Annotated in this window: 21 protein-coding genes; 11 read left to right on the forward strand and 10 right to left on the reverse strand. The window is 58.8% G+C overall.

Annotated features, from left to right (window positions below; all coding sequences use genetic code 11):
• Positions 1 to 6: 6 nt before the first annotated feature.
• On the reverse strand, positions 7 to 609 hold the full coding sequence (locus ACJTMZ_RS15270; protein WP_017692633.1) for a helix-turn-helix domain-containing protein: 603 nt from the start codon (positions 607 to 609) through the stop codon (positions 7 to 9).
• Positions 610 to 651: 42 nt separating this feature from the next.
• On the opposite strand from ACJTMZ_RS15270, the gene ACJTMZ_RS15275 reads away from it, so the two are divergent.
• A complete protein-coding gene (locus ACJTMZ_RS15275; protein ID WP_032103359.1) occupies positions 652 to 1,341 on the forward strand; it encodes a B3/4 domain-containing protein in 690 nt (229 codons plus the stop codon).
• A gap of 138 nt (positions 1,342 to 1,479) precedes the next feature.
• Here the strand turns inward: ACJTMZ_RS15275 and lsrG are convergent, their stop codons facing one another.
• From lsrG to lsrA, 6 genes are read right to left on the reverse strand one after another with little or no spacing between them, the layout of a single operon-like run.
• A complete protein-coding gene (gene lsrG, locus ACJTMZ_RS15280) occupies positions 1,480 to 1,773 on the reverse strand; it encodes a (4S)-4-hydroxy-5-phosphonooxypentane-2,3-dione isomerase (RefSeq protein WP_023295476.1) in 294 nt (97 codons plus the stop codon).
• Entirely contained in the window at positions 1,770 to 2,657 is an 888-nt protein-coding gene (lsrF, locus tag ACJTMZ_RS15285; protein ID WP_032103360.1) for a 3-hydroxy-5-phosphonooxypentane-2,4-dione thiolase, read from the reverse strand. The genes lsrG and lsrF overlap by 4 nt, the downstream gene beginning before the upstream one ends.
• A gap of 11 nt (positions 2,658 to 2,668) precedes the next feature.
• Complete coding sequence (lsrB, locus tag ACJTMZ_RS15290; protein ID WP_017382416.1) at positions 2,669 to 3,670, reverse strand: autoinducer 2 ABC transporter substrate-binding protein LsrB; 1,002 nt, start codon at positions 3,668 to 3,670, stop codon at positions 2,669 to 2,671.
• A gap of 1 nt (position 3,671) precedes the next feature.
• Complete coding sequence (lsrD, locus tag ACJTMZ_RS15295) at positions 3,672 to 4,649, reverse strand: autoinducer 2 ABC transporter permease LsrD (RefSeq protein ID WP_032103364.1); 978 nt, start codon at positions 4,647 to 4,649, stop codon at positions 3,672 to 3,674.
• The gene (gene lsrC, locus ACJTMZ_RS15300) at positions 4,650 to 5,681 is read right to left on the reverse strand and encodes an autoinducer 2 ABC transporter permease LsrC (protein ID WP_032103365.1); all 1,032 of its coding nucleotides are present in this window, start codon (positions 5,679 to 5,681) and stop codon (positions 4,650 to 4,652) included.
• On the reverse strand, positions 5,678 to 7,165 hold the full coding sequence (lsrA, locus tag ACJTMZ_RS15305) for an autoinducer 2 ABC transporter ATP-binding protein LsrA (protein ID WP_032655185.1): 1,488 nt from the start codon (positions 7,163 to 7,165) through the stop codon (positions 5,678 to 5,680). The genes lsrC and lsrA overlap by 4 nt, the downstream gene beginning before the upstream one ends.
• Before the next feature lie 215 nt (positions 7,166 to 7,380).
• Here lsrA and lsrR point away from each other — a divergent pair, with 215 nt between their 5' ends.
• From lsrR to ACJTMZ_RS15320, 3 genes are all read left to right on the forward strand, one after another.
• Complete coding sequence (gene lsrR, locus ACJTMZ_RS15310) at positions 7,381 to 8,352, forward strand: transcriptional regulator LsrR (protein ID WP_015571933.1); 972 nt, start codon at positions 7,381 to 7,383, stop codon at positions 8,350 to 8,352.
• 32 nt (positions 8,353 to 8,384) lie between these two features.
• On the forward strand, positions 8,385 to 9,980 hold the full coding sequence (lsrK, locus tag ACJTMZ_RS15315; protein WP_032649620.1) for an autoinducer-2 kinase: 1,596 nt from the start codon (positions 8,385 to 8,387) through the stop codon (positions 9,978 to 9,980).
• Between the two features lie 178 nt (positions 9,981 to 10,158).
• On the forward strand, positions 10,159 to 12,180 hold the full coding sequence (locus ACJTMZ_RS15320) for an FAD-dependent oxidoreductase (protein ID WP_252010979.1): 2,022 nt from the start codon (positions 10,159 to 10,161) through the stop codon (positions 12,178 to 12,180).
• Positions 12,181 to 12,283: 103 nt separating this feature from the next.
• Here the strand turns inward: ACJTMZ_RS15320 and rlmG are convergent, their stop codons facing one another.
• A complete protein-coding gene (gene rlmG, locus ACJTMZ_RS15325) occupies positions 12,284 to 13,420 on the reverse strand; it encodes a 23S rRNA (guanine(1835)-N(2))-methyltransferase RlmG (protein WP_032104140.1) in 1,137 nt (378 codons plus the stop codon).
• An 83-nt stretch (positions 13,421 to 13,503) separates the two neighbouring features.
• Here rlmG and ACJTMZ_RS15330 point away from each other — a divergent pair, with 83 nt between their 5' ends.
• The 4 genes from ACJTMZ_RS15330 to sstT all read left to right on the forward strand — a co-directional run bounded on the left by ACJTMZ_RS15330 (position 13,504) and on the right by sstT (position 17,810).
• Positions 13,504 to 14,007, forward strand: coding sequence for a YgjP-like metallopeptidase domain-containing protein (locus ACJTMZ_RS15330; RefSeq protein WP_003862622.1), 504 nt, complete (start codon positions 13,504 to 13,506; stop codon positions 14,005 to 14,007).
• 70 nt (positions 14,008 to 14,077) lie between these two features.
• Positions 14,078 to 15,076: a Gfo/Idh/MocA family protein gene (locus ACJTMZ_RS15335; RefSeq protein WP_003862623.1), complete on the forward strand. Its 999-nt coding sequence runs from the start codon at positions 14,078 to 14,080 to the stop codon at positions 15,074 to 15,076.
• 251 nt (positions 15,077 to 15,327) lie between these two features.
• Positions 15,328 to 16,293, forward strand: a complete 966-nt coding sequence (locus tag ACJTMZ_RS15340) for a TerC family protein (RefSeq protein ID WP_017382424.1) — start codon at positions 15,328 to 15,330, stop codon at positions 16,291 to 16,293.
• Between the two features lie 275 nt (positions 16,294 to 16,568).
• Positions 16,569 to 17,810, forward strand: coding sequence for a serine/threonine transporter SstT (gene sstT, locus ACJTMZ_RS15345; RefSeq protein WP_033487676.1), 1,242 nt, complete (start codon positions 16,569 to 16,571; stop codon positions 17,808 to 17,810).
• 86 nt (positions 17,811 to 17,896) lie between these two features.
• Here the strand turns inward: sstT and ACJTMZ_RS15350 are convergent, their stop codons facing one another.
• Entirely contained in the window at positions 17,897 to 19,384 is a 1,488-nt protein-coding gene (locus ACJTMZ_RS15350) for a UxaA family hydrolase (RefSeq protein WP_032104138.1), read from the reverse strand.
• A 17-nt stretch (positions 19,385 to 19,401) separates the two neighbouring features.
• Complete coding sequence (gene uxaC / locus ACJTMZ_RS15355; protein WP_252010980.1) at positions 19,402 to 20,814, reverse strand: glucuronate isomerase; 1,413 nt, start codon at positions 20,812 to 20,814, stop codon at positions 19,402 to 19,404.
• Between the two features lie 475 nt (positions 20,815 to 21,289).
• Between uxaC and ACJTMZ_RS15360 the strand changes: the two genes are divergently transcribed.
• The 3 genes from ACJTMZ_RS15360 to yqjA all read left to right on the forward strand — a co-directional run bounded on the left by ACJTMZ_RS15360 (position 21,290) and on the right by yqjA (position 24,558).
• Positions 21,290 to 22,588, forward strand: coding sequence for an MFS transporter (locus ACJTMZ_RS15360; RefSeq protein ID WP_015571942.1), 1,299 nt, complete (start codon positions 21,290 to 21,292; stop codon positions 22,586 to 22,588).
• Positions 22,589 to 22,777: 189 nt separating this feature from the next.
• The gene (gene exuR, locus ACJTMZ_RS15365; RefSeq protein WP_003862635.1) at positions 22,778 to 23,554 is read left to right on the forward strand and encodes a transcriptional regulator ExuR; all 777 of its coding nucleotides are present in this window, start codon (positions 22,778 to 22,780) and stop codon (positions 23,552 to 23,554) included.
• A 341-nt stretch (positions 23,555 to 23,895) separates the two neighbouring features.
• On the forward strand, positions 23,896 to 24,558 hold the full coding sequence (gene yqjA, locus ACJTMZ_RS15370; protein ID WP_003862638.1) for a DedA family general envelope maintenance protein YqjA: 663 nt from the start codon (positions 23,896 to 23,898) through the stop codon (positions 24,556 to 24,558).
• The last annotated feature ends 2 nt before the right edge of the window (positions 24,559 to 24,560 follow it).

Genomic DNA, 24,560 nt, shown 5'->3' on the forward strand with positions numbered 1-24,560 from the left:
CCGACACTAGCGGTGAAACTCCGCTACCGTCATGGTAAAGCGCAGCACTTTTTCTCCCTCATTGGCATAGCCGTGCGCCGCTTCCGTTTTCGCTACCGCCGACGCGCCAGCATTAACCTGTACCACCGTCTCGTCCACCGTCAGGGTTAATATGCCTTCGTTCACGTGCAGCAGCTCAAACGTTCCCGCCGGATGTCCCGGAGAGGTGAAAGTTTCTCCAGGATGCATCTCCCACTGCCACAGCTCAATCATGTCCGGTCCTGCGGTGCCTGCCAGCAATCTGGCATAACCGCCCTGTGCGCCCTGCCACAGAACCGGGATCGCCTCTTCCTGAATAATGTGTACCTGCGGCTCGCTGGAGACGTTAACGATGTCTGCCACCGAGACGCCAAGCGCGGCGGCCAGTTTGCACAGAATGGCAATGCTGGGGTTGGCAGCCCCTTTTTCGATCTCCACCAGCATGCCTTTGCTGACGCTGGCGCGGCGGGAAAGCTCGTCCAGCGACAGCTTTTTCTCTTTCCGCCAGCTGCGGATACGGTTCGCCACGGCCAGGCTTACCTGGGCAACATCGGCGCCCGCATCGGTCATTATATTGACTTTATCAGTCATTGGTCACTACCATGGTATAAAACAGTCAATACAGGATTATTTATGTCTCTTCTAACACCGTCAATAGATTCGCGACTTGTCGGGATCGCGCCCGGCTTTCGGGCGCTGAGCATTCTGGTTGAAGCTGCCCCGATTACCCAACCGGAGGTTGCGCCCGCCGTGCTGGCGCAGGCCTGCCAGCAGATGCTCAATGATGATGTGCCCTGGGCAGAAAATCATCTCGCCGCCTGGGATGAGGTGTTTAAAGCCTTTGGTGCAAAACCCAAACGTACGCCCTGCTCGGCCTCGGCCCTGCGCAAGCGCGTGATGAGAGACGGTTCGCTGCCGCCGCTCGACCCGGTGGTGGATATCTATAATGCCATCAGTATCCGTTACGCTATTCCGGTAGGGGGAGAAAATCTGGCGGCTTACTCGGGAGCGCCGCGCCTGACGCTGGCCGACGGCAGCGAGCCGTTTGATACCTTTAAAGAAGGTGAGCCGGTTGTAGAAAATCCGGAGCCAGGCGAAGTTATCTGGCGTGACGATCTCGGCGTCACCTGCCGCCGCTGGAACTGGCGACAGGGGGTACGCACGCGTCTGGACAGCCAGGCGCAATCCATGTGGTTTATTCTCGAAAGCCTGCCGTCGATGCCGCTGGCGGCATTACAGGAAGCTGGCGATGAGCTGGTGAGCAATCTGCAAAAGCTGATGCCGGGCGCGACGGCGCGTATTCAGTTGCTGGAGCTGGCGTGAACAACGCCGGGTGGCGCTTCGCTTACCCGGCCTACAAATACTGCATATGTAGGCCCGGTAAGCGCAGCGCCACCGGGCAAACACCGCACCATCTCGCCCCCGTAGGCCCGGTAAGCGCAGCGCCACCGGGCAAAGCCGCTACTCCGGCAACAACCCCACAAAACAGCGTTTTTTGCGCGGCTCTGACATCAGCTCTTCAAGCTTATCCACGCACGCCAGATAGTGTGGCGTTTGCTTATGCGCCAGCACCGCCGCTTCGTCTTTATAGGCTTCGTAGATAAAGAAGCGGGTTTTCACCCGCGGGTCCTGCAAGACATCAAAGCGCAGGTTTCCCGGCTCCTTGATGGCCCCCTCGTGGTTGGCGCGAAATACCTCCAGAAACTCGTCCACCCGCTCGGGTTTAATATTAATCTCCACCAGCGTCACGTTCATTTTGCTTCTCCCTGTTTCTCTTCCTGCCAGAGCTGGAACGCCTCCCGGGCGCTCATGTTCTCGTGAACGACTTTCTTCACCGCCTTCAGCATGGCGAGTGGCGCGCTGGACTGGAAGATGTTGCGCCCCATGTCCACGCCGGATGCGCCCTGGTCAATCGCCCGCCAGCACATCTCCAGCGCCTCGTGCTCTGGCAGTTTTTTGCCCCCGGCGATGACGATCGGCACCGGGCAGCTGGCGGTCACTTTTTCAAAGCCCTCGTCCACGTAGTAGGTTTTGACGAACTGCGCTCCCATTTCGGCGGCGATGCGGCTGGCAAGCGAGAAATAGCGCGCGTCACGCGCCATCTCTTTCCCCACGCCCGTCACCGCCAGCGTCGGCATGCCGTAGCGCGCCCCCGCATCCACCAGCTTGATGATGTTGTTGATCGACTGATGCTCAAACGGGCTTCCGATATACACCTGCGCCGCCACCGCGCAGACGTTCAGGCGCAGCGCGTCTTCCATCGCCACCGCCACGCACTCGTTGGACAGCTCGCCCAGAATCGAGTTACCGCCGGAGGCGCGCAGCACCACCGGTTTGTTCGTGGCGGCTGGCACCTGGCTCCTGAGGATGCCGCGGGTGCACATCAGCACGTCGGTTTCACCAAACAGCGGCGCGATGGAGAGATCGATACGCTCAAGGCCGGTGGTCGGCCCCTGAAAGTAGCCGTGGTCAAAGGCCAGCATCACCGTGCGGTTGCTCTGTGGGTTGAAGATGCGCGAAAGCCTCGACTGCATGCCCCAGTCCAGCGAGCCGCAGCCCTTCAGGGTGTACGGCACATTCTGCTGCGGCGTGCCGATGCCAAAATCCTTGCCGTCTTTGATGTCATCTAAATCAGCCATTTGCTCCCCCGTCAGAAATCGTATTTGTTGATGTTCTCTTTGGTGAACACCACCCGCTCCGGCAGCAGCACGATGCCGTTGCCCTTCGCCTCATACTGGTAGCCCTGCACGCTGTTCGGCTCGACCTTCAGCGTCCCGATATCTTTCACGTCGACGCTGTCGCCAGGGTTAAGATCGCCTTTTTTCAGTAAACGATCGGCGACATTGACCGCAATTTTGCCTTGTTGCACCACATCCCACAGGCCGAAGGCTTTCACCGTGCCGCGCTCAACGTACGGGCGCATCACGTTCGGCGTGCTGAAGCCGACAATCGCCACCCCTTCCCGTTTCAGGTTTTCCGCCGCCTGTGCCGCGGCTGGCAGGGCGTTGGCGTCCGGGGCGATGATCGCATCCAGATCCGGATAGGCTTTTAAGATCCCTTCGGCGGTTTGCAGAGATTTGGTGGCGTCGTTATAGCCAAACTGGGTGGTGACGACCTGCCACTGAGGATGATCTTTCTCGATTTTTGCCTTCGCCTCTTTCACCCACTGGTTCTGGTCGGTGACTGTCGGGCTGGAGTAGAAGAACGCCACTTTCGCGTTCGGTTTGGTGACCTGCTTGCCTGCCATCTCCACCAGCAGGCCGCCGAGCTGTTCCGGCGTGCCCTGGTTGATATAGATGCTGCGGCATTCCGGTTTGGTGTCGGAGTCCCAGGTCAGGACCTTCACGCCACGCTGCATCGCGCGCTTCAGCGCCGGGCAGAGACCGTCCGGCGACACGGCAGAGACGATGATGGCGTTATAACCCTGGTTGACGAAGTTATTGATGAGCTGCACCTGGCCGGAGACGCTCGGCTCGGTCGGGCCGTCGTAGGTCACGTCCACGCCAAGATCTTTCCCCGCCTCTTTCGCGCCGTTGCCGCCGCTGGTGAAGAATCCCACGCCTACCAGTTTCGGGATAAAGGCAATGCGGTCCGCCGCCTGCGCCGAAGCGAAGCTGAGGGCCATTGCCAGGACGAATAGTTTTGTTTTCATCTTACGCTCCGGATAGTTTTCTGAAGAGAGAACGCACCCATTCGCGGTGCAGACTCAGCGAACGTCCCATCACCACCACAACCAGCAGCGCCCCTGACAGCGCGCTCGACACCTGGTTGGGGATGCCGACCATCTGTAAACCCTGTTGCAGGTACCCCACCAGCAGCGCCGCCAGCGCCGTACCGACAACCGAACCTGACCCGCCGTAGATATTTGCCCCGCCGAGTACGGCGGCGGTGAGTGCAGGCATCAGTAAATCGCGCCCCAGATCCGAGCGCGCGGAACCGAAATAGGAAACCATCACCAGCGCGGCAACCGCCGAGGCTACCCCCACCAGGCCGTACAGCGCGTACGGCATGCCGTTCACCGACAGCGCCGCATAGCGCGCCGCGCGCGGATTCTGGCCGATTAAAAACAGATGCCGACCAAAGCGCCCGCGGTGGGTAATCAGCCAGAAGAAAGCGGTAATCACCGCGAACAGCACCAGCGGGATCGGCAGGCCCACCACCGTGAGGTTAGCGAAGGTGGTAAAGCTGTCCGGGAAGCCGCCGATCCCCTCGTAGCCCGTCGCCCCCGCCATGCCGGAGAGCAGCAGCGCCCCGCCGCCGTAGAGGTAGAGCGTGCCGAGGGTAATGACCAACGGGCTGATGCCGGTGTAGTGGATCAGCGCCGCATTCACCAGCCCGCACAGCAGGCCGAGCAGCAGCGTCAGAGGGATGGCAACCGCCATCGGCCACCCTGCCTGCATCATCACCCCCAGCGCGATGGCGCACAGGCCGATGGTTGAGCCGAGGGAAATATCGATCCCGCCGCTGATAATCACAAGCGTAAGCGGCAGCGCCACAATGCCAATGCAGATGAAGTCGCTGGTGCTGAACAGCAGCATGTTGATGTCGAGCATGCGCGGGTTGATGGCGCCAAAGAGCAGGATCTCCAGCACCAGTAAAATCAGCAGCGCGCTTTCCCAGTTAAGCCTCATTTACGCCACCTCTTTTTTGCGTTCTGGAAACGGGGTGACGTGCTTTCCCCCTTTGTTACCCGGCTGGAAACGGCTGTATTTCAGCGCCCGCTGATGCCGTGAGAGCGCCTGACGCAGCCGCCCGTCGAGCACCAGCACACCCAGCAGCACCAGCCCGGCGATAAAGTCGTTCCACCAGGCCGGGAGCCTGAACAGCACCAGCACGGTATCGATTTGGGTGAGGAAGAACGCGCCGAGGAAGGCGCCGACCAGCGTGCCGGTGCCGCCCAGCAGCGAGATGCCACCGAGCACGCAGGCGGCGATGGCCTTCATCTCCAGCCCGCTGCCGGTCTGGTTCGGCACGAAGCCAATCTGTGAGGCAAACACAATCCCGGCGCAGGCCGCCAGCATGCCGTTGAGGGTAAAGGCGATCATGCGGGTGCGGTTCACCGCCACGCCCAGCTGGCGCGCGGCGGCGAGGTTATCCCCCACGGCGTAAAAATCACGTCCAAAGGCGGTGCGCGACAGCGTCCACGCGCCGATGGCCGCGATAATCAACACCAGCATGCCGAGCGGCGAAATGCCGACGGCGGCGGGCTCAGAGAGAGATTTCAGCCCCGGCGGCAGCCCTTCTATCCACTTCCCGCCGGTCCACAGCAGCATCGCCCCACGATACAGCCCCAGCGTGCCGAGGGTGGCGACAATCGCCGGAATGCGCAGGCCCACCACCAGAAAACCGTTGAACGCCCCCGCCAGCGCGCCAATCGACAGCGCGAAGAGAAAGGAAACGGGCAGGCTGTAGCCGCTGTTCAGCGCCACGCCGACGGCAATAGCGGAAAGCCCGACGGTGGAGCCGACGGAGACGTCAATATTGCGGGTCAGCATCACCAGCGCCGCGCCGATGGCCAGCAGGATCAGGATCTGCGAGCTGGCGAATATCATCCCCAGCGTCTGTAAGCTCAGGTAGGACGGGTTCAGCGCCACCAGCACGGCGAACAGCGCCAGAATGGCGAGAAACGCGCTCAGCTCGCGGTTTTTCAGTAAGATCTTCATGATTGCCCTCCAAACGCCAGCGCCATCATCCGGTCGAGGCTGACGGCCTGGCGCGGCAGCTCGCCGCTGAGTACGCCCTGGTGCATTACCAGCACCCGATCCGCGAGGCCGGGAAACTCATCGAGATCGCTTGAGATCATCAGCACCGCCACGTTCTGCGCCGCCACGCTTTTCAGCAGCTGATAAATATCAGCGCGCGCCGATACGTCCACGCCGCGCGTCGGTTCATCGACGATCAGCAGCAGCGGATTGGCCTCAAGACAGCGCGCCAGCAGCACCTTCTGCTGATTACCACCGGAGAGCGTGCGCACGGTTTGATCCGCATGGTTGAGCTTGATCCCCAGCGCCCGGTGATAGCGTTCCACTACCGCAGACTCCCGCTTTCGCTGCTGCCAGAGCGACGGCTCGTTCAGCGCCACGGTGTTCCAGCGGATCGGCGCGTCGAGAAACAGGCCGGACACCTGCCTGTCTTCCGGCAGATAGACCAGCCCTTTTTGCAGGCGTGAACTGACCGGATCGGCGGTGATCTCCTGGCTCTCCAGCCACACCCGCCCGCCGCGAACCGGACGCAGGCCGTAGAGCGTTTCGGCAAACTCGGTGCGCCCGGACCCCACCAGCCCGGCCAGACCGACAATCTCCCCGGCGTAAATCTCAAGGCTGAGATCGATAAAGCCCTCCCCGGTGAGCGCTTCCACGCGCAGCACGGGAAAATCCTGCGCCTGGGTGCGGCGGTTGCCCGGCAGCGCCAGCCACAGCTTTTGCGTATCGCTCAGGGATGCTTCCCGGCTTACAGGCGTCATGGCGGCGATCAGGGCGTTATCGTCAAAATGCGCAGTTTCGCCGCTGAGCACCACCGCGCCGTCGCGCATCACTGAGACGTGACTCGCCAGCTGTCGAATCTCCGGCAGCTTATGCGAGATAAAAACAATCCCGACGCCAAGATCCTGCAAGGCGCGGATCTGGCGAAACAGCCGTTCGGTTTCACCGGGCGTCAGCGAGGCCGTGGGTTCATCAAGGATCAGAATTCTGGCGTTGCGCATCAGCCCGCGCAGGATCTCCACCATCTGCTGGTCCGCCACCTCGAGGGTGCTGGCGGTAGCGTCGAGGTTAAGCTGGCATTGCAGCTGCCGGAGTTTTTCCGCCAGGCGTTTTTCCCGATCGCGCTCTCGCGGCAGACGAAACAGGATGTTTTCCCGCACCGTCAGGTTGGGAAATAGCAGCGGCTCCTGCGGCACCAGATAAATGCCTAACCTGTGCGCCTGCGCCGGGGTAAGCCGTGCAAAAGACTCACCCGCCACCGAAAGTTCACCGCTATCCGGGGTTTCTACCCCGGCGATGATCTTCATCAGCGTCGATTTTCCCGCGCCGTTACCGCCCATCAGCGCATGCACCTGCCCCGCAAGCAGCGTGAAATCAATGCCTTTTAAGACCGGTACGCCTGAAAACTGCTTGCTGATATCACGCGCGTCGAGAAGTGGTGTCATCATCGCTCCGCTATTGAACAAATGATTTTTAGATTTAATAATGTTCAAAAGCGTAGACGGTGAACTATATTTACAACCGTGCAGGGATCACAGTTTTATCGATTGAGATTCAGATAAAGCGGAAACGATCGAAAAGATCCGTTTTGTCGCGTGGCTCACATTTTCACGTCGCACCATCACGAACATATGATCTAAATTTTTATAAGAGTTCAATTATGAGCGATAAACGCACTGCGGAAGAAGGACGGTTTGCCGGGCTGGCACTGGCGGAAGAGGAGCTGGTGGCGCGCGTGGCCTGGTGCTACTACCACGACGGGCTGACCCAGAACGACATCGGCGAACGGCTCGGGCTGCCGCGCCTGAAGATCTCCCGCCTGCTGGAGAAAGGCCGTCAGTCCGGGGTGATCCGCGTGCAGATCAACTCCCGCTACGAGGGCTGCCTGGCGCTGGAAACCGAGCTGCAACAACGATTTGGCCTGAAGCTGGTGCGCGTGATGCCCGCCCTGAATACGCCGCCGATGAACGTGCGGCTGGGCATTGGCGCGGCACAGTCGCTGATGGGCGTACTGCAACCCGGCCAGCTGTTAGCGGTGGGCTTCGGTGAAACCACCATGAGCAGTCTGCAACACTTAAGCGGCTTTATCAGCTCGCAGCAGATCCGCCTGGTGACGCTCTCCGGCGGCGTCGGGCCGTATATGACCGGTATCGGCCAGCTGGATGCAGCCTGTAGCGTCAGCATGATCCCCGCCCCGCTTCGCGTGTCATCCGCTGAAGTCGCCGGGATCTTAAAGCGCGAAACCAGCGTGCGGGACGTGATCCTCGCCGCCACCGCGGCTGACGTGGCGGTGGTCGGGATTGGCTCGGTAAACCAGCGCCGTGACGCGACGATACTGCGCTCCGGCTATATCAGCGAAGGTGAACAGCTGATGTACGCCCGTAAAGGCGCGGTGGGCGATATCCTTGGCTATTTCCTTAATGCCGAAGGGGAATGCGTTGAGGAGCTGGAGATCCACAAAGAATTACTGGGCGTCACGCTCGATGAACTGGCGCAGCTGCCCACCATCGTAGGCGTGGCCGGAGGGGAAGAGAAAGCCGATGCGATTTATGCCGCACTGAAAGGTCGCCGTATTAATGGCCTGGTGACGGAAGAGACGACAGCCCGCGCGGTGCTGGCTCTGGCCGGATAAGAGCAGCCCTGCGCCTGACACGAGGCAAGCTCATGAGTTACCTTTTAGCGTTAGATGCAGGGACAGGCAGCGTTCGCGCCGTGATTTTTGATTTACAGGGCAACCAGATTGCCGTTGGCCAGGCCGAGTGGAAGCACCTGAGCGTGGAGAACGTGCCGGGCTCGATGGAGTTCGACCTCGACACCAACTGGCGGCTGGCCTGCCGGTGTATTCATCAGGCGCTGGAGCGCGCACGCCTGAGCGCGGCGGATATTCAGTCCGTCGCCTGCTGCTCGATGCGCGAAGGGATTGTGCTGTACGACCGCAACGGCGAGGCTATCTGGGCCTGCGCCAACGTCGACGCCCGCGCCAGCCGCGAGGTGGCTGAACTCAAAGAGATCCACGACTACCGGTTTGAATCCGAAGTGTATGATGTTTCCGGCCAGACGCTTGCCCTCAGCGCCATGCCGCGCCTGCTGTGGCTGGCGCACCATCGTCCGGATATTTATCGTAAAGCCGCCACCATCACCATGATCAGCGACTGGCTGGCGGCGAAGCTCTCCGGTGAGCTGGCGGTCGATCCGTCCAATGCGGGCACCACCGGCATGCTGGATCTCTTCTCCCGCGACTGGCGTCCGGCGCTGCTCGACATGGCCGGGCTGCGCGCCGATATCCTCTCCCCGGTGAAAGAGACCGGCACCGTGCTGGGCGCTGTCACCAAAGAGGCCGCGCAGCAGAGCGGCCTGCGCGAAGGCACACCGGTGGTGATGGGCGGCGGCGACGTGCAGCTGGGCTGTCTGGGGCTGGGCGTGGTGCGCGCCGGACAAACGGCGGTTCTCGGCGGCACCTTCTGGCAGCAGGTGGTGAATCTGCCGCAGGTGCGCACCGACCCTGAGATGAACATCCGCGTAAACCCGCACGTCATCCCCGGCATGGCGCAGGCGGAGTCGATCAGCTTCTTTACCGGGCTAACCATGCGCTGGTTCCGCGACGCCTTCTGCGCCGAAGAGAAGCTGATTGCCGAACGAATGGGAATGGACACCTACTCCCTGCTCGAAGAGATGGCGAGCCGCGTCCCGGCGGGCTCCCACGGCGTGATGCCGATCTTCTCCGACGCGATGCATTTTAAGCAGTGGTATCACGCAGCGCCGTCGTTTATTAACCTCTCCATCGACCCGGAAAAGTGCAACAAAGCGACGCTGTTCCGCGCGCTGGAAGAGAACGCGGCCATCGTCTCGGCCTGCAACCTGGCGCAGATTTCCCACTTCTCCGGCGTGACGTTTGAGAGCCTGGTGTTTGCGGGAGGCGGGGCCAAAGGCGCCCTGTGGAGCCAGATTTTAAGCGACGTTACCGGGCTGCCGGTGCGCGTGCCGGAAGTGAAGGAAGCAACGGCGCTGGGTTGCGCGATTGCGGCAGGTGCTGGCGCGGGGTTGTTTGCGGATATGGCTTCGACGGGCGAGCGGCTGGTGAAGTGGAGCCGCGAGTTCACGCCGAACCCGCAGCACCGCGAGCTGTACGACGGCATGATGCAGAAATGGCAGGCGGTGTATGCCGACCAGCTTGGGCTGGTGGACAGCGGGCTGACCACGTCGATGTGGCAGGCGCCGGGGCTGGTGCGGGCATCCCCCTCACCCCGGCCCTCTCCCTAAGGGAGAGGGAGATTAAGTCCCCTCTCCCTGTGGGAGAGGGTTAGGGTGAGGGCATCAGGCCACACCAATATTTGAATCCCATCACATTCACTGCATTCCCCTTTTCCCTTTTACTCCCCGCTGGCTAAATTAGTAACTCATCCGACCACATAACAATAATTTTACACTGGAAGAGACTATGAGCCGCTACCCGTCGTTATTCGCCCCTCTCGATCTGGGGTTCACCACCCTCAAAAACCGCGTGCTGATGGGCTCGATGCACACCGGGCTGGAGGAGCGTCCGGACGGGGCTGAACGTCTGGCAGCCTTCTATGTCGAGCGCGCGCGCCACGGGGTGGCGCTGATTGTCACCGGCGGCATAGCCCCTGCCCCTTCCGGCGTGACGATGGAGGGCGGCGCAGTGTTGAACGATGCGTCACAGCTGCCGCATCACCGCATTGTGACCGACGCGGTCCACCGCGAGGGCGGCAAAATCGCCCTGCAAATTCTGCATACTGGACGCTACAGCTATCAGCCGAACCTGGTTGCCCCCTCGGCTATTCAGGCGCCGATTAACCGCTTTACTCCCCATGCCCTCAGCCACGACGAGATCCTGGCGCTGATAGACGATTTTGCCCGCTGCGCGGCGCTGGCGCGGGAAGCGGGCTACGACGGCGTTGAGGTGATGGGCTCGGAAGGCTATCTGATCAACGAATTCCTCGCCGCACGCACCAACCAGCGCGACGACGAATGGGGTGGCGACTATGCCCGCCGGATGCGTTTTGCCGTGGAGGTGGTGCGCGCGGTGCGTGAACGTGCGGGTGCGGATTTTATTATCATCTTCCGCCTGTCGATGCTCGACCTGGTGGAGGGCGGCGGCACGTTCGACGAAACCGTGCAGCTGGCGCAGGCGATTGAAGCCGCTGGCGCCACCATCATCAACACCGGGATTGGCTGGCACGAAGCGCGCATCCCGACCATCGCTACGCCGGTGCCGCGCGCGGCGTTCAGCTGGGTAACGCGCAAGCTGAAAGGCATAGTCTCCGTTCCACTGGTCACCACCAACCGCATTAACGATCCGCAGGTGGCGGAGGATGTGATCTCACGCGGCGATGCCGATATGGTATCGATGGCGCGCCCGTTCCTCGCGGATGCCGAACTGCTCTCCAAAGCGCAAAGCGGCCGTGCGGACGAGATTAATACCTGCATCGGCTGCAACCAGGCGTGTCTGGATCAGATCTTCGTCGGCAAGGTCACCTCCTGCCTCGTTAACCCCCGCGCCTGCCATGAAACCAAAATGCCGATCGTTCCTGCGGTCAACAAGAAGCGTCTGGCCGTGGTGGGTGCAGGGCCGGCGGGCCTGGCGTTTGCAGTCAATGCCGCCTCGCGCGGGCACAGCGTGACGCTGTTTGATGCGCTGGCGGAAATCGGCGGGCAGTTTACTATCGCCAGACAGATCCCCGGCAAAGAGGAGTTCTACGAAACGCTGCGCTATTACCGCCGGATGATCGAGGTGACGGGCGTCGATCTGCGGCTTAAACAGTTTGTCAGCGCGGCGGATCTGATCGGTTTCGACGAGGTGATCCTCGCGAGTGGGATCGCCCCGCGCACGCCAGCGATCGAAGGCATCGATCATCCGAAGGTATTGAGCTATCTGGATGTATTAAGGGACAAAGCGCCGGTTGGCGAGAAGGTGGCGATCATCGGCTGCGGCGGGATCGGTTTTGATACCGCGATGTATTTAAGCCAGCCGGGCGAAGCCACCAGCCAGAACATCGCTGAGTTCTGCGTGGAATGGGGCATTGATACCAGCCTCAGTCAGTCCGGTGGTTTACGCCCGGAAGGTCCGCAGCTGCCGAAAAGCCCGCGTCAGATCGTGATGCTCCAGCGTAAAGCCAGCAAGCCGGGTGAAGGGCTGGGGAAAACCACGGGCTGGATCCACCGCGCCACCCTGCTCTCGCGCGGGGTGAAGATGATCCCGGGGGTGAGCTACCAGAAGATCGACGACGACGGGCTGCACGTGCTGATCGGCGGCGAACCGCAACTGCTGCGCGTGGATCATGTGATTTTGTGCGCCGGGCAGGAGCCGAAGCGGGATCTGGCGGATCCGCTGCGTGAGGCGGGGAAAACGGTGCATTTGATCGGCGGGTGCGATGTAGCGATGGAGCTGGATGCGCGGCGGGCAATTGCGCAGGGGACGAAGTTAGCTCTGGCGATCTAGGGCATTGCCGGGCGGCGCTTCGCTTGCCCGGCCTACGGGCTCGAGGCCATTGTAGGCCCGGTAAGCGAAGCGCCACCGGGCATCAGGCCGCACATACCCAATCTTACCGACGACGCCCCAGCTTCACCGATTTCAGCACCACGAATTTGTTATTGGTGGCAATGGTGACGCAGTTGCCGAAAATCTTCTTCAGCTTGTGGAAGTAGTCCAGGTGGCGGTTGGCCACGATATACAGCTGGCCGTTGATTTTCAGGCAGCGGCGCGCGTGGTGGAACATCTCCCACGCGACGTTATCCGTCAGGGCGTGCTTCTGGTGGAACGGCGGGTTACAGAATACCGCGTTGAAGCGGAAAGGCTCTACGCCCGACAGCGCGTTATTGATCATAAACTCGCAGCGATCCAGTGCCTCCGGCAGGTTGGTTTCCACGTTCAGACGGCTGGACGCCACCGCCATTGGCGATTCGTCGCTGAACACCACGCTGGCCTCCGGGTTCTTCGCCAGCAGCGTCAGGCCAATCACGCCGTTACCGCAGCCGAGATCAACGATTTCCCCTTCCAGGTTTTCCGGCAGGTGTTCCATAAAGAAGCGTGCGCCGATATCCAGACCGGTGCGGGAGAAAACGTTCGCGTGGTTGTGGATGGTCCAGTCGGTACCTTCCAGTTTCCAGCTCAGCGTCTCCGGCGCGTCGGCCAGCGCCGGTGCGCTGAAGGTACAGTTGATCAGGCGCGCTTTTTTCCAGGCAAGCGTCGTGGTGGTCGGGCCGAGCACTTTCTCGAACAATTCCAGCGTCGAGGTGTGAATATCGCGCGCTTTGGCACCCGCGATAATACGCGTATCCGGCGTCACGACCTTACGCAGCGCGCGAAGCTGCTGCTCCAGCAGCGCCATGGTTTTGGGCACTTTAATCAGCACCACGCCCGGCGCCTGCGGGTAGTCCGCGGTGCTGTCGAGGAACTTCACGCTGGATTCTTCGATATCGTTGTGACGCAGGTTTTCACGCGTCGCCAGCTCGCTTAAGTAAGAATCGCCGATACTGTAAGGCGCATGTTCCGCCAGCGCGCAGGCCAGCGCGCCAAACGCGTCATTCAGGATCAGAACCGGGCCGCTGATTTCAGTCCCATCCAACTGTTGCAGCAGATATTCATCCGCCGCTTCCCACGCCTGAAGCGGGTTAACGTCGTCCGTTTCCGGGAAACGTTTAAGGTTGAGTGAACGGAAACCGTTGTCTAAGTGGCTCATCGGCCCTCCTGAATGGTAAAATTTAGCGTATCCCTGAAAAGGGTGCGTGAGTATACCCGTTTTCACACTATTTTGGGGTTTTGATGAACCAGCTGACTTATCTCCAGGGCTATCCGGAGCATTTACTTTCCCAGGTTCGTGACCTGATTGCCGCGGGAAAGCTCGGTGCGGTGCTGGAGAAACGCTACCCGGGCACGCATGATTTCGCGACTGACAAAGCCCTCTGGCAGTATACGCAGGATCTGAAAAACCAGTATCTTAAGAGCGCTCCGCCGATCAACAAGGTGATGTACGACAATAAGATCCACGTGCTGAAAAACGCGCTCGGCCTGCATACCGCCATCTCCCGCGTACAGGGCGGCAAGCTGAAGGCCAAAGCGGAGATCCGCGTCGCGACCGTCTTTCGCAATGCGCCGGAAGCCTTTCTGCGGATGATCGTGGTGCACGAGCTGGCGCACCTGAAAGAGAAAGAGCACGACAAAGCGTTCTACTCCCTGTGCTGCCATATGGAGCCGCAGTACCACCAGCTGGAGTTTGATACCCGTTTGTGGCTGACGCATTTATCGTTAAAGAGTAATGCGCAGTAGCGCACGCGAAATGTCATGATGACGTGCTACAGTGGCTTTAGGTTCCCTGCTACGGAGTACGTAAACGTTTATGATACGTTTCGCAGTCATCGGTACGAACTGGATCACGCGCCAGTTCGTCGACGCCGCCCACGAAACCGGCAAATATAAGCTCACCGCAGTCTATTCCCGCAGCCTTGAGCAGGCGCAGAGTTTTGCGAATGACTACCTGGTTGAACATCTGTTCACCTCGCTCGATGAGATGGCGCAAAGCGACGCCATTGACGCGGTCTATATCGCCAGCCCGAATTCTCTGCACTTCCCGCAAACGAAGCTGTTCCTCAGCCACAAAAAGCATGTGATCTGCGAGAAGCCGCTCGCCTCGAATATTGAGGAAGTGGAAGCCGCCATTGCGCTTGCCCGCGAAAACCAGGTGGTACTGTTTGAAGCGTTCAAAACCGCCAGCCTGCCGAACTTCCTGCTGTTGCAGCAATCGCTGCCGAAAATTGGCAAAGTGCGTAAAGCCTTTATCAACTACTGCCAGTATTCCTCGCGCTACCAGCGCTACCTGGACGGCGAAAACCCGAACACCTTTAACCCGGCCTTCTCGAATGGCTCGATTATGGATATCGGTTTTTACTGCCTGGCCTCTGCGGTCGCCCTGTGGGGTGAACCGCACGGCGTAACCGCCACCGCCAGCCTGCTGGAAAGCGGCGTGGATGCACACGGCGTTGTGGTGCTGGATTACGGTGATTTTAGCGTGACGTTGCAGCACTCGAAGGTCAGTGACTCCGTACTGCCAAGCGAAATTCAGGGCGAAGACGGCTCGCTGGTGATCGAAAAAATCTCCGAATGCCAGAAGCTAAGCATCGTTCCCCGCGGCGGCAAAGCGCAGGAGCTGACGCAGCCTCAGCATATTAACACTATGCTCTATGAGGCAGAGGTCTTCGCCCGTCTGGTAGAAGACAACGAAGTGAACCACCCGGGGCTGGCGATCAGCCGCACCACGGCGAAGCTGCAAACGGAGATCCGCCGACAGACTGGCGTGATCTTCCCCGCAGACGGCGTGAATGTGGAAGCCGTCGCGTAAAACTGTGTAATGAAATCGTGCAGACCATTGACGAAACCGATGGTCTGACATAATTTGTTACCTGCAAAGGGGAGTAACTTCTTCGCCGGTGGATCGTCATTACGATGCGTGCAAAACCGCATCCGGTCGCCGGGCAACCTTCGTGGTTGTAAGTGAGACCTTGCCGGAAGGCGAGGTCTATGCATAAAAAGCTAACGGCTATCGTCTTCTGACCATGGCCGTTTTTGTTTTTTATGTGTAAGGAAAATAGTATGCATTCTGTCGGCACTCCAATGCTGTGGGGCGGATTCGCGGTTGTCGTGCTCATCATGCTGGCAATCGACCTCTTTTTGCAGGGTCGTCGCGGCGAGCACGGCATGAGCGTCAAGCAAGCCGCCGTCTGGTCGCTGGTATGGGTTACCCTCTCACTCCTCTTCTGCGCCGCCTTCTGGTGGTATCTGGCCTCAACCGAAGGCCGCGCGGTGGCCGATCCTCAGGCACTCGCCTTCCTCACCGGCTATCTGATTGAAAAAGCGCTGGCGGTTGATAACGTCTTCGTCTGGCTGATGCTGTTCAGCTACTTCGCCGTGCCTGCGGCTCTGCAACGTCGCGTGCTGGTGTACGGCGTGCTGGGCGCTATTGTCCTGCGTACCATCATGATCTTCGCCGGTAGCTGGCTGATTACCCAGTTCGAATGGCTGCTGTATGTATTTGGCGCGTTCCTGCTGTTCACCGGGGTAAAAATGGCGCTGGCGAAAGAAGACGATACCGGGATCGGTGATAAGCCGCTGGTGAAGTGGATCCGGGGTCATCTGCGCATGACGGACAAGATCGAGAGCGAGCATTTCTTCGTGCGTAAGAACGGCCTGCTGTTCGCCACCCCGCTGTTGCTGGTGCTGATTCTGGTCGAACTGAGCGACGTGATTTTCGCGGTGGACAGTATCCCGGCTATCTTCGCGGTCACTACCGACCCGTTCATCGTGCTGACCTCAAACCTGTTCGCCATCCTCGGCCTGCGTGCGATGTACTTCCTGCTGGCGGGTGCGGCAGAGCGCTTCTCAATGCTGAAGTACGGTCTGTCGGTGATTCTGGTGTTTATCGGTATCAAGATGCTGATCGTCGATTTCTACCATATTCCGATCGCCATTTCGCTCGGCGTGGTGTTTGGCATTCTGCTGGTGACGCTGATTATCAATACCTGGGTTAACCGCCAGCACGATAAGAAGCAGCAGGCTTAGTGCAACGTTCGGTGCGGGCTGATGCCCTCACCCCAACCCTCTCCCACAGGGAGAGGGGGAAATGCAATGTAGGCCGGGTAAGCGTAGCGCCACCCGGCACTTTCGTTAACCAATAGTTAAAAAACATGACGCAGCACGTAAAATCCAGCATTTTACGCTTCCGCCTTTCGCTGCTTTCCCTGATACTCAACCAGGCAAACAAATACTTACATCCGGACACAAATGTGACTTAGAGCACATCCAGGATGGAACGCAATTTCACTCAGGAATAACGTATGAGCACACAATCACGCGGTCTATTCGCGCGCCTGGCGCAGGGCAGTCTTGTAAAACAAATTCTGGTCGGGTTGGTACTGGGTATTCTGCTGGCGATGGTGTCAAAACCTGCCGCGGAAGCGACGGGGCTGCTCGGCACCCTTTTCGTTGGCGCACTGAAGGCCGTCGCCCCGGTACTGGTGCTGATGCTGGTGATGGCGTCGATTGCCAACCACCAGCACGGACAAAAAACCAACATTCGCCCTATTCTGTTCCTGTATCTGCTGGGAACCTTCTCTGCTGCCTTAACGGCCGTGGTGTTTAGCTTCCTGTTCCCGTCCACGCTGCACCTGACCAGCGCGGCCGGTGATATCACCCCGCCGTCCGGGATTGTGGAAGTGCTTCGCGGTCTGCTGATGAGCATGGTCTCTAACCCCGTCACCGCGCTGACGAACGCGAACTACATCGGCATCCTGGTCTGGGCGATCGGTCTGGGCTTCGCGCTGCGTCATGGTAACGAGACCACGAAAAACCTGGTGAACGATATGTCCAACGCTGTCACCTTTATGGTGAAGCTGGTGATTCGCTTTGCGCCAATCGGTATTTTCGGCCTGGTCTCCTCCACGCTGGCAACCACCGGTTTCGATGCACTGTGGGGCTACGCGCAGCTGCTGGTCGTCCTGGTCGGCTGTATGCTGCTGGTGGCGCTGGTGATCAACCCGCTGCTGGTGTTCTGGCAGATCCGCCGCAACCCGTATCCGCTGGTGCTGACCTGCCTGCGTGAAAGCGGCGTGTATGCCTTCTTCACCCGCAGCTCGGCGGCAAACATTCCGGTCAACATGGCGCTGGCGGAGAAGCTGAATCTGGATCGCGATACCTATTCGGTGTCGATTCCTCTGGGTGCAACCGTGAACATGGCAGGTGCGGCGATCACCATCACCGTGCTGACGCTGGCGGCGGTGCATACGCTGGGCATTCCGGTGGATCTGCCAACCGCGCTGCTGCTGAGCGTCGTTGCATCACTGTGTGCCTGTGGCGCATCCGGCGTGGCGGGCGGCTCGCTGCTGCTGATCCCGCTGGCCTGTAACATGTTCGGTATTCCGAACGAGATTGCCATGCAGGTTGTCGCGGTCGGCTTCATTATCGGCGTATTGCAGGATTCCTGCGAAACCGCGCTGAACTCCTCTACCGACGTGCTGTTTACCGCAGCGGCCTGTCAGGCGGAAGACGCGCGTTTAGCGAAGAACGCCCTGCGCAGTTAAAAAGAAAAGCCCGGTGGCGGCTACGCCTTACCGGGCCTACAGGGTTTAGTAGGTCGGGTAAGCGCTAGCGCCACCCGACAAAGCACTTATAGCGTCACACCACTCTTAAAGATCGCCAGCTCGCGGAAGTCGTTCTTCTCGTTGCAGGTCTGCCTGCCGCTGGCAAATTCCACAATCGTGTCCACGAATTCGCTCAGCAGCTGCGGCATCGCTTTGCCGTGGATCAGCTGGCCGGCATCAAAGTCGATCCAGTGTTTTTTCTTCGCCGCCAGCTCGCTGTTAGTGGCGATTTTCACCGTTGGCACAAATCCGCCGTACGGCGTGCCGCGCCCGGTACTGAACAGCACCATGTGACAGCCCGCTCCCGCCAGCGCACTGGTGGCGACCGCATCGTTGCCCGGTGCGCTCAGCAGGTTCAGACCGTGCGTTTTCAGCCGTTCACCGTAGCGCAGCACGTCCACTACCTGGCTGGCGCCCGCTTTCTGGGTGCAGCCCAGGGATTTCTCTTCCAGCGTGGTGATCCCGCCCGCCTTGTTACCTGGCGACGGGTTCTCATAAATCGGCTGGTTATGGGCGATGAAGTACTGTTTGAAATCGTTGACCATGGTGACGGTCTTCTCAAAGGTCTCTTCGTCGCGGCAGTGGCTCATCAGAATGCGCTCTGCGCCGAACATCTCCGGCACTTCGGTCAGCACTGTCGTGCCACCGTTGGCAATCACGTAATCTGAGAAGCGGCCCAGCATCGGGTTAGCGGTAATGCCGGAAAGCCCGTCAGATCCGCCGCACTCCAGGCCAAACTTCAGTTCGCTCAGCTTGCCCGGCTCGCGCTTGTCGTGACGCATCACCTCATACAGCTGGTGCAGCTGTTCAACGCCCGCTTCCACTTCGTCGTCCTGGTGCTGACACACCATAAAGTGCACGCGCTCAGGATCGAACTCGCCCAGCGTGTCGCGGAAGGCGTCGACCTGATTGTTTTCACAGCCGAGGCCAATCACCAGCACCGCCCCCGCGTTCGGGTGACGCACCATATTTTGCAGCATAGTGCGGGTATTGATGTGGTCGTCGCCCAGTTGGGAACAACCGTAGGTATGGCTGAACAGATGCACGCCGTCGGTGCCTTCAGCATTGTTGGTCTCTTTCAGGAAACGCGTCTGAATTTGACGCGCGATCCCGTTCACGCAGCCGACGGTCGGGAGGATCCACAGTTCATTGCGGATCCCCACCTCCCCGCTGACGCGGCGGTAGATCTGCACCTCACGATCGGCCGCCTGTCCTTCTTCTGCCTGGAAGTCAGGTTGATAGCTGTACTCGTCCAGATCGCTGAGATTGGTGCGGGTATTGTGGGAATGAATGTATTCACCCGGCGCAATATCCGCCAGCGCATGACCGATGGGCAAACCGTACTTCACCACGTTCTCCCCTTTCGCGATGGGGATCAGGGCAAACTTATGTCCACGTCCAATGGCCTGGCGTAACGTCACCGACTGGTTGTCGAAGGTCACTTCCGTCCCTTCGGCTAAATCGGCCAGCGCGACGGCAACGTTATCCAGCGAATGGATTTTGATGTATTGCATATCAACCTCAAACGGCCTTAGTTCAGTTCAATGGCGAAGTAGTCACGCGCATTGTTAAAGCAGATGTTTCTCACCATTTCGCCCAGCAGCTGGATATCCGCTGGCGCTTCGCCCGCGTGCACCCAGCGGCCAATCATCTGGCACAGAATGCGGCGGAAATATTCATGGCGGGTATAGGAGAGGAAACTGCGGCTGTCGGTCAGCATGCCAACGAAGCGGCTCAGCAGGCCGAGCTGCGCCAGCTGCGTCATCTGACGCTCCATGCCGTCTTTCTGATCGTTAAACCACCAGCCGGAACCGAACTGCATCTTGCCCGGCATCCCTTCGCCCTGGAAGTTGCCGATCATAGTGCCCAGCACTTCGTTATCGCGCGGGTTCAGGCAGTACAGAATGGTTTTTGGCAGCAGGTTTTGCTCGTTCTGTTTGCTCAGCAGTTTTGACAGCTCTTCCGCCATCGGACGGTCGTTGATGGAGTCAAAGCCTACGTCCGCGCCCAGCAGTTTGAACTGACGCTGGTTGTTATTACGCAGCGCGCCGATGTGATACTGCTGAACCCAGCCGCGACGGGCATATTCCGCACCGAGGAACACCAGCACCGCGGTTTTAAACTGCGCCACTTCGTGCTCGCTCAGGGCTTCGCCGGAGAGACGACGCGCCAGAATACTGTCCAGCTCAGCTTCACTGGATTCCGCGAACAGCACTACGTCCAGCGCGTGGTCAGACACTTTACAGCCGTGTGCGGCAAAGTGATCCAGACGTTTGGCCAGCGCGGTTTGCAGATCGCCAAAGCGACGAATGTCGGTATCCGAAACTTCCGCCAGCTTCGCCATGTAGTCGTTAAAGGTCGGCAGCTCGATGTTGAAGGCTTTATCCGGGCGCCAGCTTGGCAGCACTTTGATGTCAAACGTGCTGTCCTTCGCGACAACCGCGTGATGTTCCAGAGAGTCGACCGGATCGTCGGTGGTGCCCACCATCTTCACGTTCATCTGCTGCATGATGCCGCGCGCCGAGAAGCTATCCTGCGCCAGCAGTTCGTTGCACTGATCCCAGATTTCATCCGCCGTGGCGGGAGAGAGCAGCTTGCCGGTGATACCAAACGGACGACGCAGTTCGAGGTGCGTCCAGTGGTATAACGGGTTACCGATAGTGTGAGGAACGGTAGCGGCCCAGGCGTCAAACTTCTCGCGATCGGTCGCGTCGCCGGTACACAGGCGCTCGGCCACGCCGTTGGTGCGCATTGCGCGCCACTTATAGTGGTCACCCTTCAGCCAGATATCATACAGGTTTTTGAAACGGTAATTTTCGGCAACCTGCTGCGGCGGTAAATGGCAGTGGTAGTCGAAAATCGGCTGGTCTTTTGCGTAGTCGTGGTACAGGCGGCGAGCAAATTCGGTATCTAATAGAAAATCGTCGGTCATAAACGGTGTCATTATCGTCTTCCTCATTACGGGAGCGTCAGAAAGCTTATGTTCAGATGCTGCAAAGTTATCACACCAATTTCCAGAGTCCGACGTTTTTTTCGTGAGTTAGATCAATAAACGTCGACAAATAAATTACCCTCAAAGGGGTAAACCCTCTCGCAGACCGCGCCAGTTCTGGCTTTGCGCGCACCGCATAATGTCCCTACAAAGATTCACACTTTTGTGATGTCACTCACCTTTTAAAGTTGTATGACAAGTTATCTTTTCGCCGTCGCAAACTATAAGCCGACGGAATGCATTACCGGTGTTTGATACATCGGATTTAACGGTACGGAAGCCGACTTAGCACGATTACTTATGGCAAGGTTCGGGCCGTTCCGGGACAGGTTCCCGGTTACGCCCCTCCCGTTACAGAACAACTCCCGGCAACGGTTGAGTTGTTGCCGTGTCCCGACACGGAAATAACATAACGATGAGGTTTTACATGCGTAAAATTAAAGGGTTACGTTGGTACATGATCGCACTGGTGACGCTCGGCACCGTGCTGGGCTACCTGACACGTAACACCGTGGCAGCAGCGGCGCCAACGTTGATGGAAGAGTTACATATCTCCACGCAGCAATACTCTTACATCATTGCGGCTTACTCTGCCGCTTACACCGTAATGCAGCCTGTTGCAGGTTATGTTCTTGATATTCTGGGTACAAAAATTGGTTATGCCTTCTTCGCTGTAGCCTGGGCCGTCTTCTGTGGGGCGACCGCGCTGGCCGGCAGCTGGGGCGGACTGGCGCTGGCGCGTGGTGCGGTAGGTGCTGCCGAAGCAGCGATGATCCCCGCGGGACTGAAAGCCAGCTCTGAATGGTTCCCGGCAAAAGAGCGTTCAATCGCTGTCGGTTACTTCAACGTGGGCTCCTCCATCGGGGCGATGATTGCTCCGCCACTGGTGGTGTGGGCGATTGTGATGCACAGCTGGCAGATGGCGTTCATCATCTCCGGTGTGCTGAGCTTTGCCTGGGCCATGGCGTGGCTGATCTTCTATAAACACCCGCGCGATCAGAAAAAGCTGTCTGACGAAGAACGTGACTACATTATTAATGGTCAGGAATCTCAGCATCAGACCGACAACGGCAAAAAGATGTCCGTCTGGCAGATCCTGGGCACCCGTCAGTTCTGGGGTATCGCCCTGCCACGCTTCCTGGCAGAACCGGCCTGGGGTACGTTTAACGCCTGGATCCCGCTGTTCATGTTTAAAGTTTACGGCTTTAACCTGAAAGAGATCGCGATGTTCGCCTGGATGCCAATGCTGTTTGCAGACCTGGGCTGTATCGTCGGCGGCTACCTGCCACCGCTGTTCCAGCGCTGGTTTGGCGTGAACCTGATTGTGTCCCGTAAGATGGTGGTCACCATGGGCGCCTTGCTGATGATCGGCCCGGGCATGATCGGCCTGTTCACCAGCCCTTACGTGGCTATCGCCCTGCTGTGTATCGGGGGCTTTGCTCACCAGTCTCTTTCCGGTGCGCTTATTACGCTCTCGTCCGACGTGTTTGGTCGTAACGAAGTCGCTACCGCCAACGGCCTGACCGGGATGGCCGCCTGGACCGCAAGTACCCTGTTTGCGCTGGTGGTCGGCGCGCTGGCAGATACCATTGGCTTTAGCCCGCTGTTCGCGGTACTGGCTATCTTCGACCTGATGGGTGCGGTGGTTATCTGGACGGTGCTGAAGAGCAAATCCGCCGATGAACTGGCGAAAGAGTCCCTTGGGGGACCGGCGACGCAGAGTTAGCGTTGTAGTGCCGGGTGGCGGCTACGCCTTACCCGGCCTACAAAACCCATAGGCCCGCGCAAGCGAAGCGCCACCCGGCTAAATCTTCTCAAAAGCCGCCTCCGGGCGGCTTTTTTCATGGCGAAATCTGGAGAGTGGCACGCAAAAGTGGTATAACAAATCATTCGCCGTACCCTGCCTGGAGCGCATATGGAAATCACCGAATCACGTCGTTTATATCAACAACTTGCCGCCGAGCTGAAAGATCGCATCGAGCAAGGGGTCTATCTTGTCGGTGATAAACTTCCCGCTGAGCGTTTCATTGCGGATGAAAAAAGCGTCAGCCGTACGGTGGTCCGCGAAGCCATCATCATGCTGGAAGTGGAAGGGTATGTTGAGGTACGCAAAGGTTCCGGCATTCATGTGATTTCCAGCCAGGCGAAACACTCCCCCACCCCGGACGAAAGTCTGGAGTTTGCCAGCTACGGTCCGTTTGAGCTTCTCCAGGCTCGCCAGCTGATTGAAAGCAATATTGCGGAATTTGCTGCGACGCAGGTGACCAAGCAGGACATCATGAAGCTGATGGAAATCCAGGATCACGCGCGTAAAGAAAAATGTTTCCGCGATTCCGAATGGGACCTGCAATTCCACGTCCAGGTCGCCCTTGCGACTCAAAACACGGCGCTGGCGGCAATCGTTGAAAAAATGTGGACTCAGCGCGTTCACAACCCGTACTGGAAGAAATTGCACGATCACATTGATTCCCGCACGGTAGATAACTGGTGTGACGACCACGACCAGATTCTTAAGGCCCTGATTCGTAAAGATCCGCATGCGGCGAAACTGGCAATGTGGCAGCACCTGGAGAACACCAAACAGATGCTGTTTAATGAAACAAGTGATGACTTTGAATTTAACGCTGACCGCTATCTTTTTGCCGATAATCCGGTCGTTCACCTCGATACCGCGACCAATCTCGCAAAATAATCCCCCGAACTTCTGGCAGGCGCACCGCCGCGCCTTCCGGCCAGACAGGGTAAGAAAACCTCTATAGTGTCAGCCTTTGTAAAATTTCTCGCTCCCCTCCGTGGCTTACGCCAAAATCGTGTTTCCCCTCAAATTCTGTGACGCAGAACGTCGGGCTTTGTTACAATTGGATTCACTTCGTTATTTTGTAAGTTAGTGCTTGCTAACCAGCCAATTAACAGGGAACAGTGTTGGCCACACATCAATGTGTCCGCGAGCGACCATAATGAAATCATAACAATGTCGCCGTGCTGTTTTCCCGAATGACAGGCGTGACGTTAACCGATTTCCAGGAACACTGAATGGAACTTTTGACCCAACTACTGAACGCCCTCTGGGCTCAGGATTTCGAAACGCTGGCCAACCCGTCCATGATTGGCATGCTCTACTTTGTGTTATTTATGATCCTGTTCCTTGAGAACGGTCTGCTGCCTGCTGCCTTTTTACCCGGCGACAGCCTGCTGGTGCTGGTCGGGGTGCTCTGTGCAAAAGGGGCGATGGCTTTCCCGCAAACGGTCCTGCTTTTGACCATTGCCGCCAGCCTGGGCTGCTGGGTGAGTTACATTCAGGGGCGATGGCTGGGTAACACGCGAATCGTTCAGAACTGGCTTTCGCACCTTCCGGCCCATTACCACCAGCGAGCGCACCACCTTTTCCATAAGCATGGGCTTTCCGCCTTACTGATCGGCCGCTTTATCGCATTCGTACGCACCCTGCTGCCCACCATTGCGGGCTTGTCCGGCCTGAGCAGTACGCGCTTCCAGTTCTTTAACTGGATGAGCGGCTTGCTGTGGGTGCTGATCCTGACCACGCTCGGCTACGCGCTGGGTAAAACGCCGGTCTTTATGAAATATGAAGATCAGCTGATGTCTTGCCTGATGCTGCTGCCCGTCGTTCTGCTGGTGTTTGGCCTGGTCGGGTCCCTGGTCGTACTGTGGAAGAAGAAATACGGAGCCAGGGGTTAACG

It is taken from the genome of Enterobacter sp. DN (assembly GCF_046054285.1).
Classification (GTDB): Bacteria; Pseudomonadota; Gammaproteobacteria; order Enterobacterales; family Enterobacteriaceae; genus Enterobacter; species Enterobacter hormaechei_C.

What these genes read in the sequence shown, in the direction of transcription:
- lsrR (WP_015571933.1), top strand. Translation starts at nt 7,381, where the DNA reads ATGAGCGATAAACGCACTGCGGAAGAAGGACGGTTTGCCGGGCTGGCA.
- lsrG (WP_023295476.1), bottom strand. Translation starts at nt 1,773, where the DNA reads ATGAACGTGACGCTGGTGGAGATTAATATTAAACCCGAGCGGGTGGAC.
- ACJTMZ_RS15330 (WP_003862622.1), top strand. Translation starts at nt 13,504, where the DNA reads ATGAACCAGCTGACTTATCTCCAGGGCTATCCGGAGCATTTACTTTCC.
- ACJTMZ_RS15270 (WP_017692633.1), bottom strand. Translation starts at nt 609, where the DNA reads ATGACTGATAAAGTCAATATAATGACCGATGCGGGCGCCGATGTTGCC.
- rlmG (WP_032104140.1), bottom strand. Translation starts at nt 13,420, where the DNA reads ATGAGCCACTTAGACAACGGTTTCCGTTCACTCAACCTTAAACGTTTC.
- ACJTMZ_RS15320 (WP_252010979.1), top strand. Translation starts at nt 10,159, where the DNA reads ATGAGCCGCTACCCGTCGTTATTCGCCCCTCTCGATCTGGGGTTCACC.
- ACJTMZ_RS15335 (WP_003862623.1), top strand. Translation starts at nt 14,078, where the DNA reads ATGATACGTTTCGCAGTCATCGGTACGAACTGGATCACGCGCCAGTTC.
- lsrC (WP_032103365.1), bottom strand. Translation starts at nt 5,681, where the DNA reads ATGAAGATCTTACTGAAAAACCGCGAGCTGAGCGCGTTTCTCGCCATT.
- lsrK (WP_032649620.1), top strand. Translation starts at nt 8,385, where the DNA reads ATGAGTTACCTTTTAGCGTTAGATGCAGGGACAGGCAGCGTTCGCGCC.
- lsrF (WP_032103360.1), bottom strand. Translation starts at nt 2,657, where the DNA reads ATGGCTGATTTAGATGACATCAAAGACGGCAAGGATTTTGGCATCGGC.
- lsrB (WP_017382416.1), bottom strand. Translation starts at nt 3,670, where the DNA reads ATGAAAACAAAACTATTCGTCCTGGCAATGGCCCTCAGCTTCGCTTCG.
- ACJTMZ_RS15350 (WP_032104138.1), bottom strand. Translation starts at nt 19,384, where the DNA reads ATGCAATACATCAAAATCCATTCGCTGGATAACGTTGCCGTCGCGCTG.
- lsrD (WP_032103364.1), bottom strand. Translation starts at nt 4,649, where the DNA reads ATGAGGCTTAACTGGGAAAGCGCGCTGCTGATTTTACTGGTGCTGGAG.
- ACJTMZ_RS15340 (WP_017382424.1), top strand. Translation starts at nt 15,328, where the DNA reads ATGCATTCTGTCGGCACTCCAATGCTGTGGGGCGGATTCGCGGTTGTC.
- lsrA (WP_032655185.1), bottom strand. Translation starts at nt 7,165, where the DNA reads ATGACACCACTTCTCGACGCGCGTGATATCAGCAAGCAGTTTTCAGGC.
- sstT (WP_033487676.1), top strand. Translation starts at nt 16,569, where the DNA reads ATGAGCACACAATCACGCGGTCTATTCGCGCGCCTGGCGCAGGGCAGT.
- exuR (WP_003862635.1), top strand. Translation starts at nt 22,778, where the DNA reads ATGGAAATCACCGAATCACGTCGTTTATATCAACAACTTGCCGCCGAG.
- ACJTMZ_RS15360 (WP_015571942.1), top strand. Translation starts at nt 21,290, where the DNA reads ATGCGTAAAATTAAAGGGTTACGTTGGTACATGATCGCACTGGTGACG.
- uxaC (WP_252010980.1), bottom strand. Translation starts at nt 20,814, where the DNA reads ATGACACCGTTTATGACCGACGATTTTCTATTAGATACCGAATTTGCT.
- ACJTMZ_RS15275 (WP_032103359.1), top strand. Translation starts at nt 652, where the DNA reads ATGTCTCTTCTAACACCGTCAATAGATTCGCGACTTGTCGGGATCGCG.
- yqjA (WP_003862638.1), top strand. Translation starts at nt 23,896, where the DNA reads ATGGAACTTTTGACCCAACTACTGAACGCCCTCTGGGCTCAGGATTTC.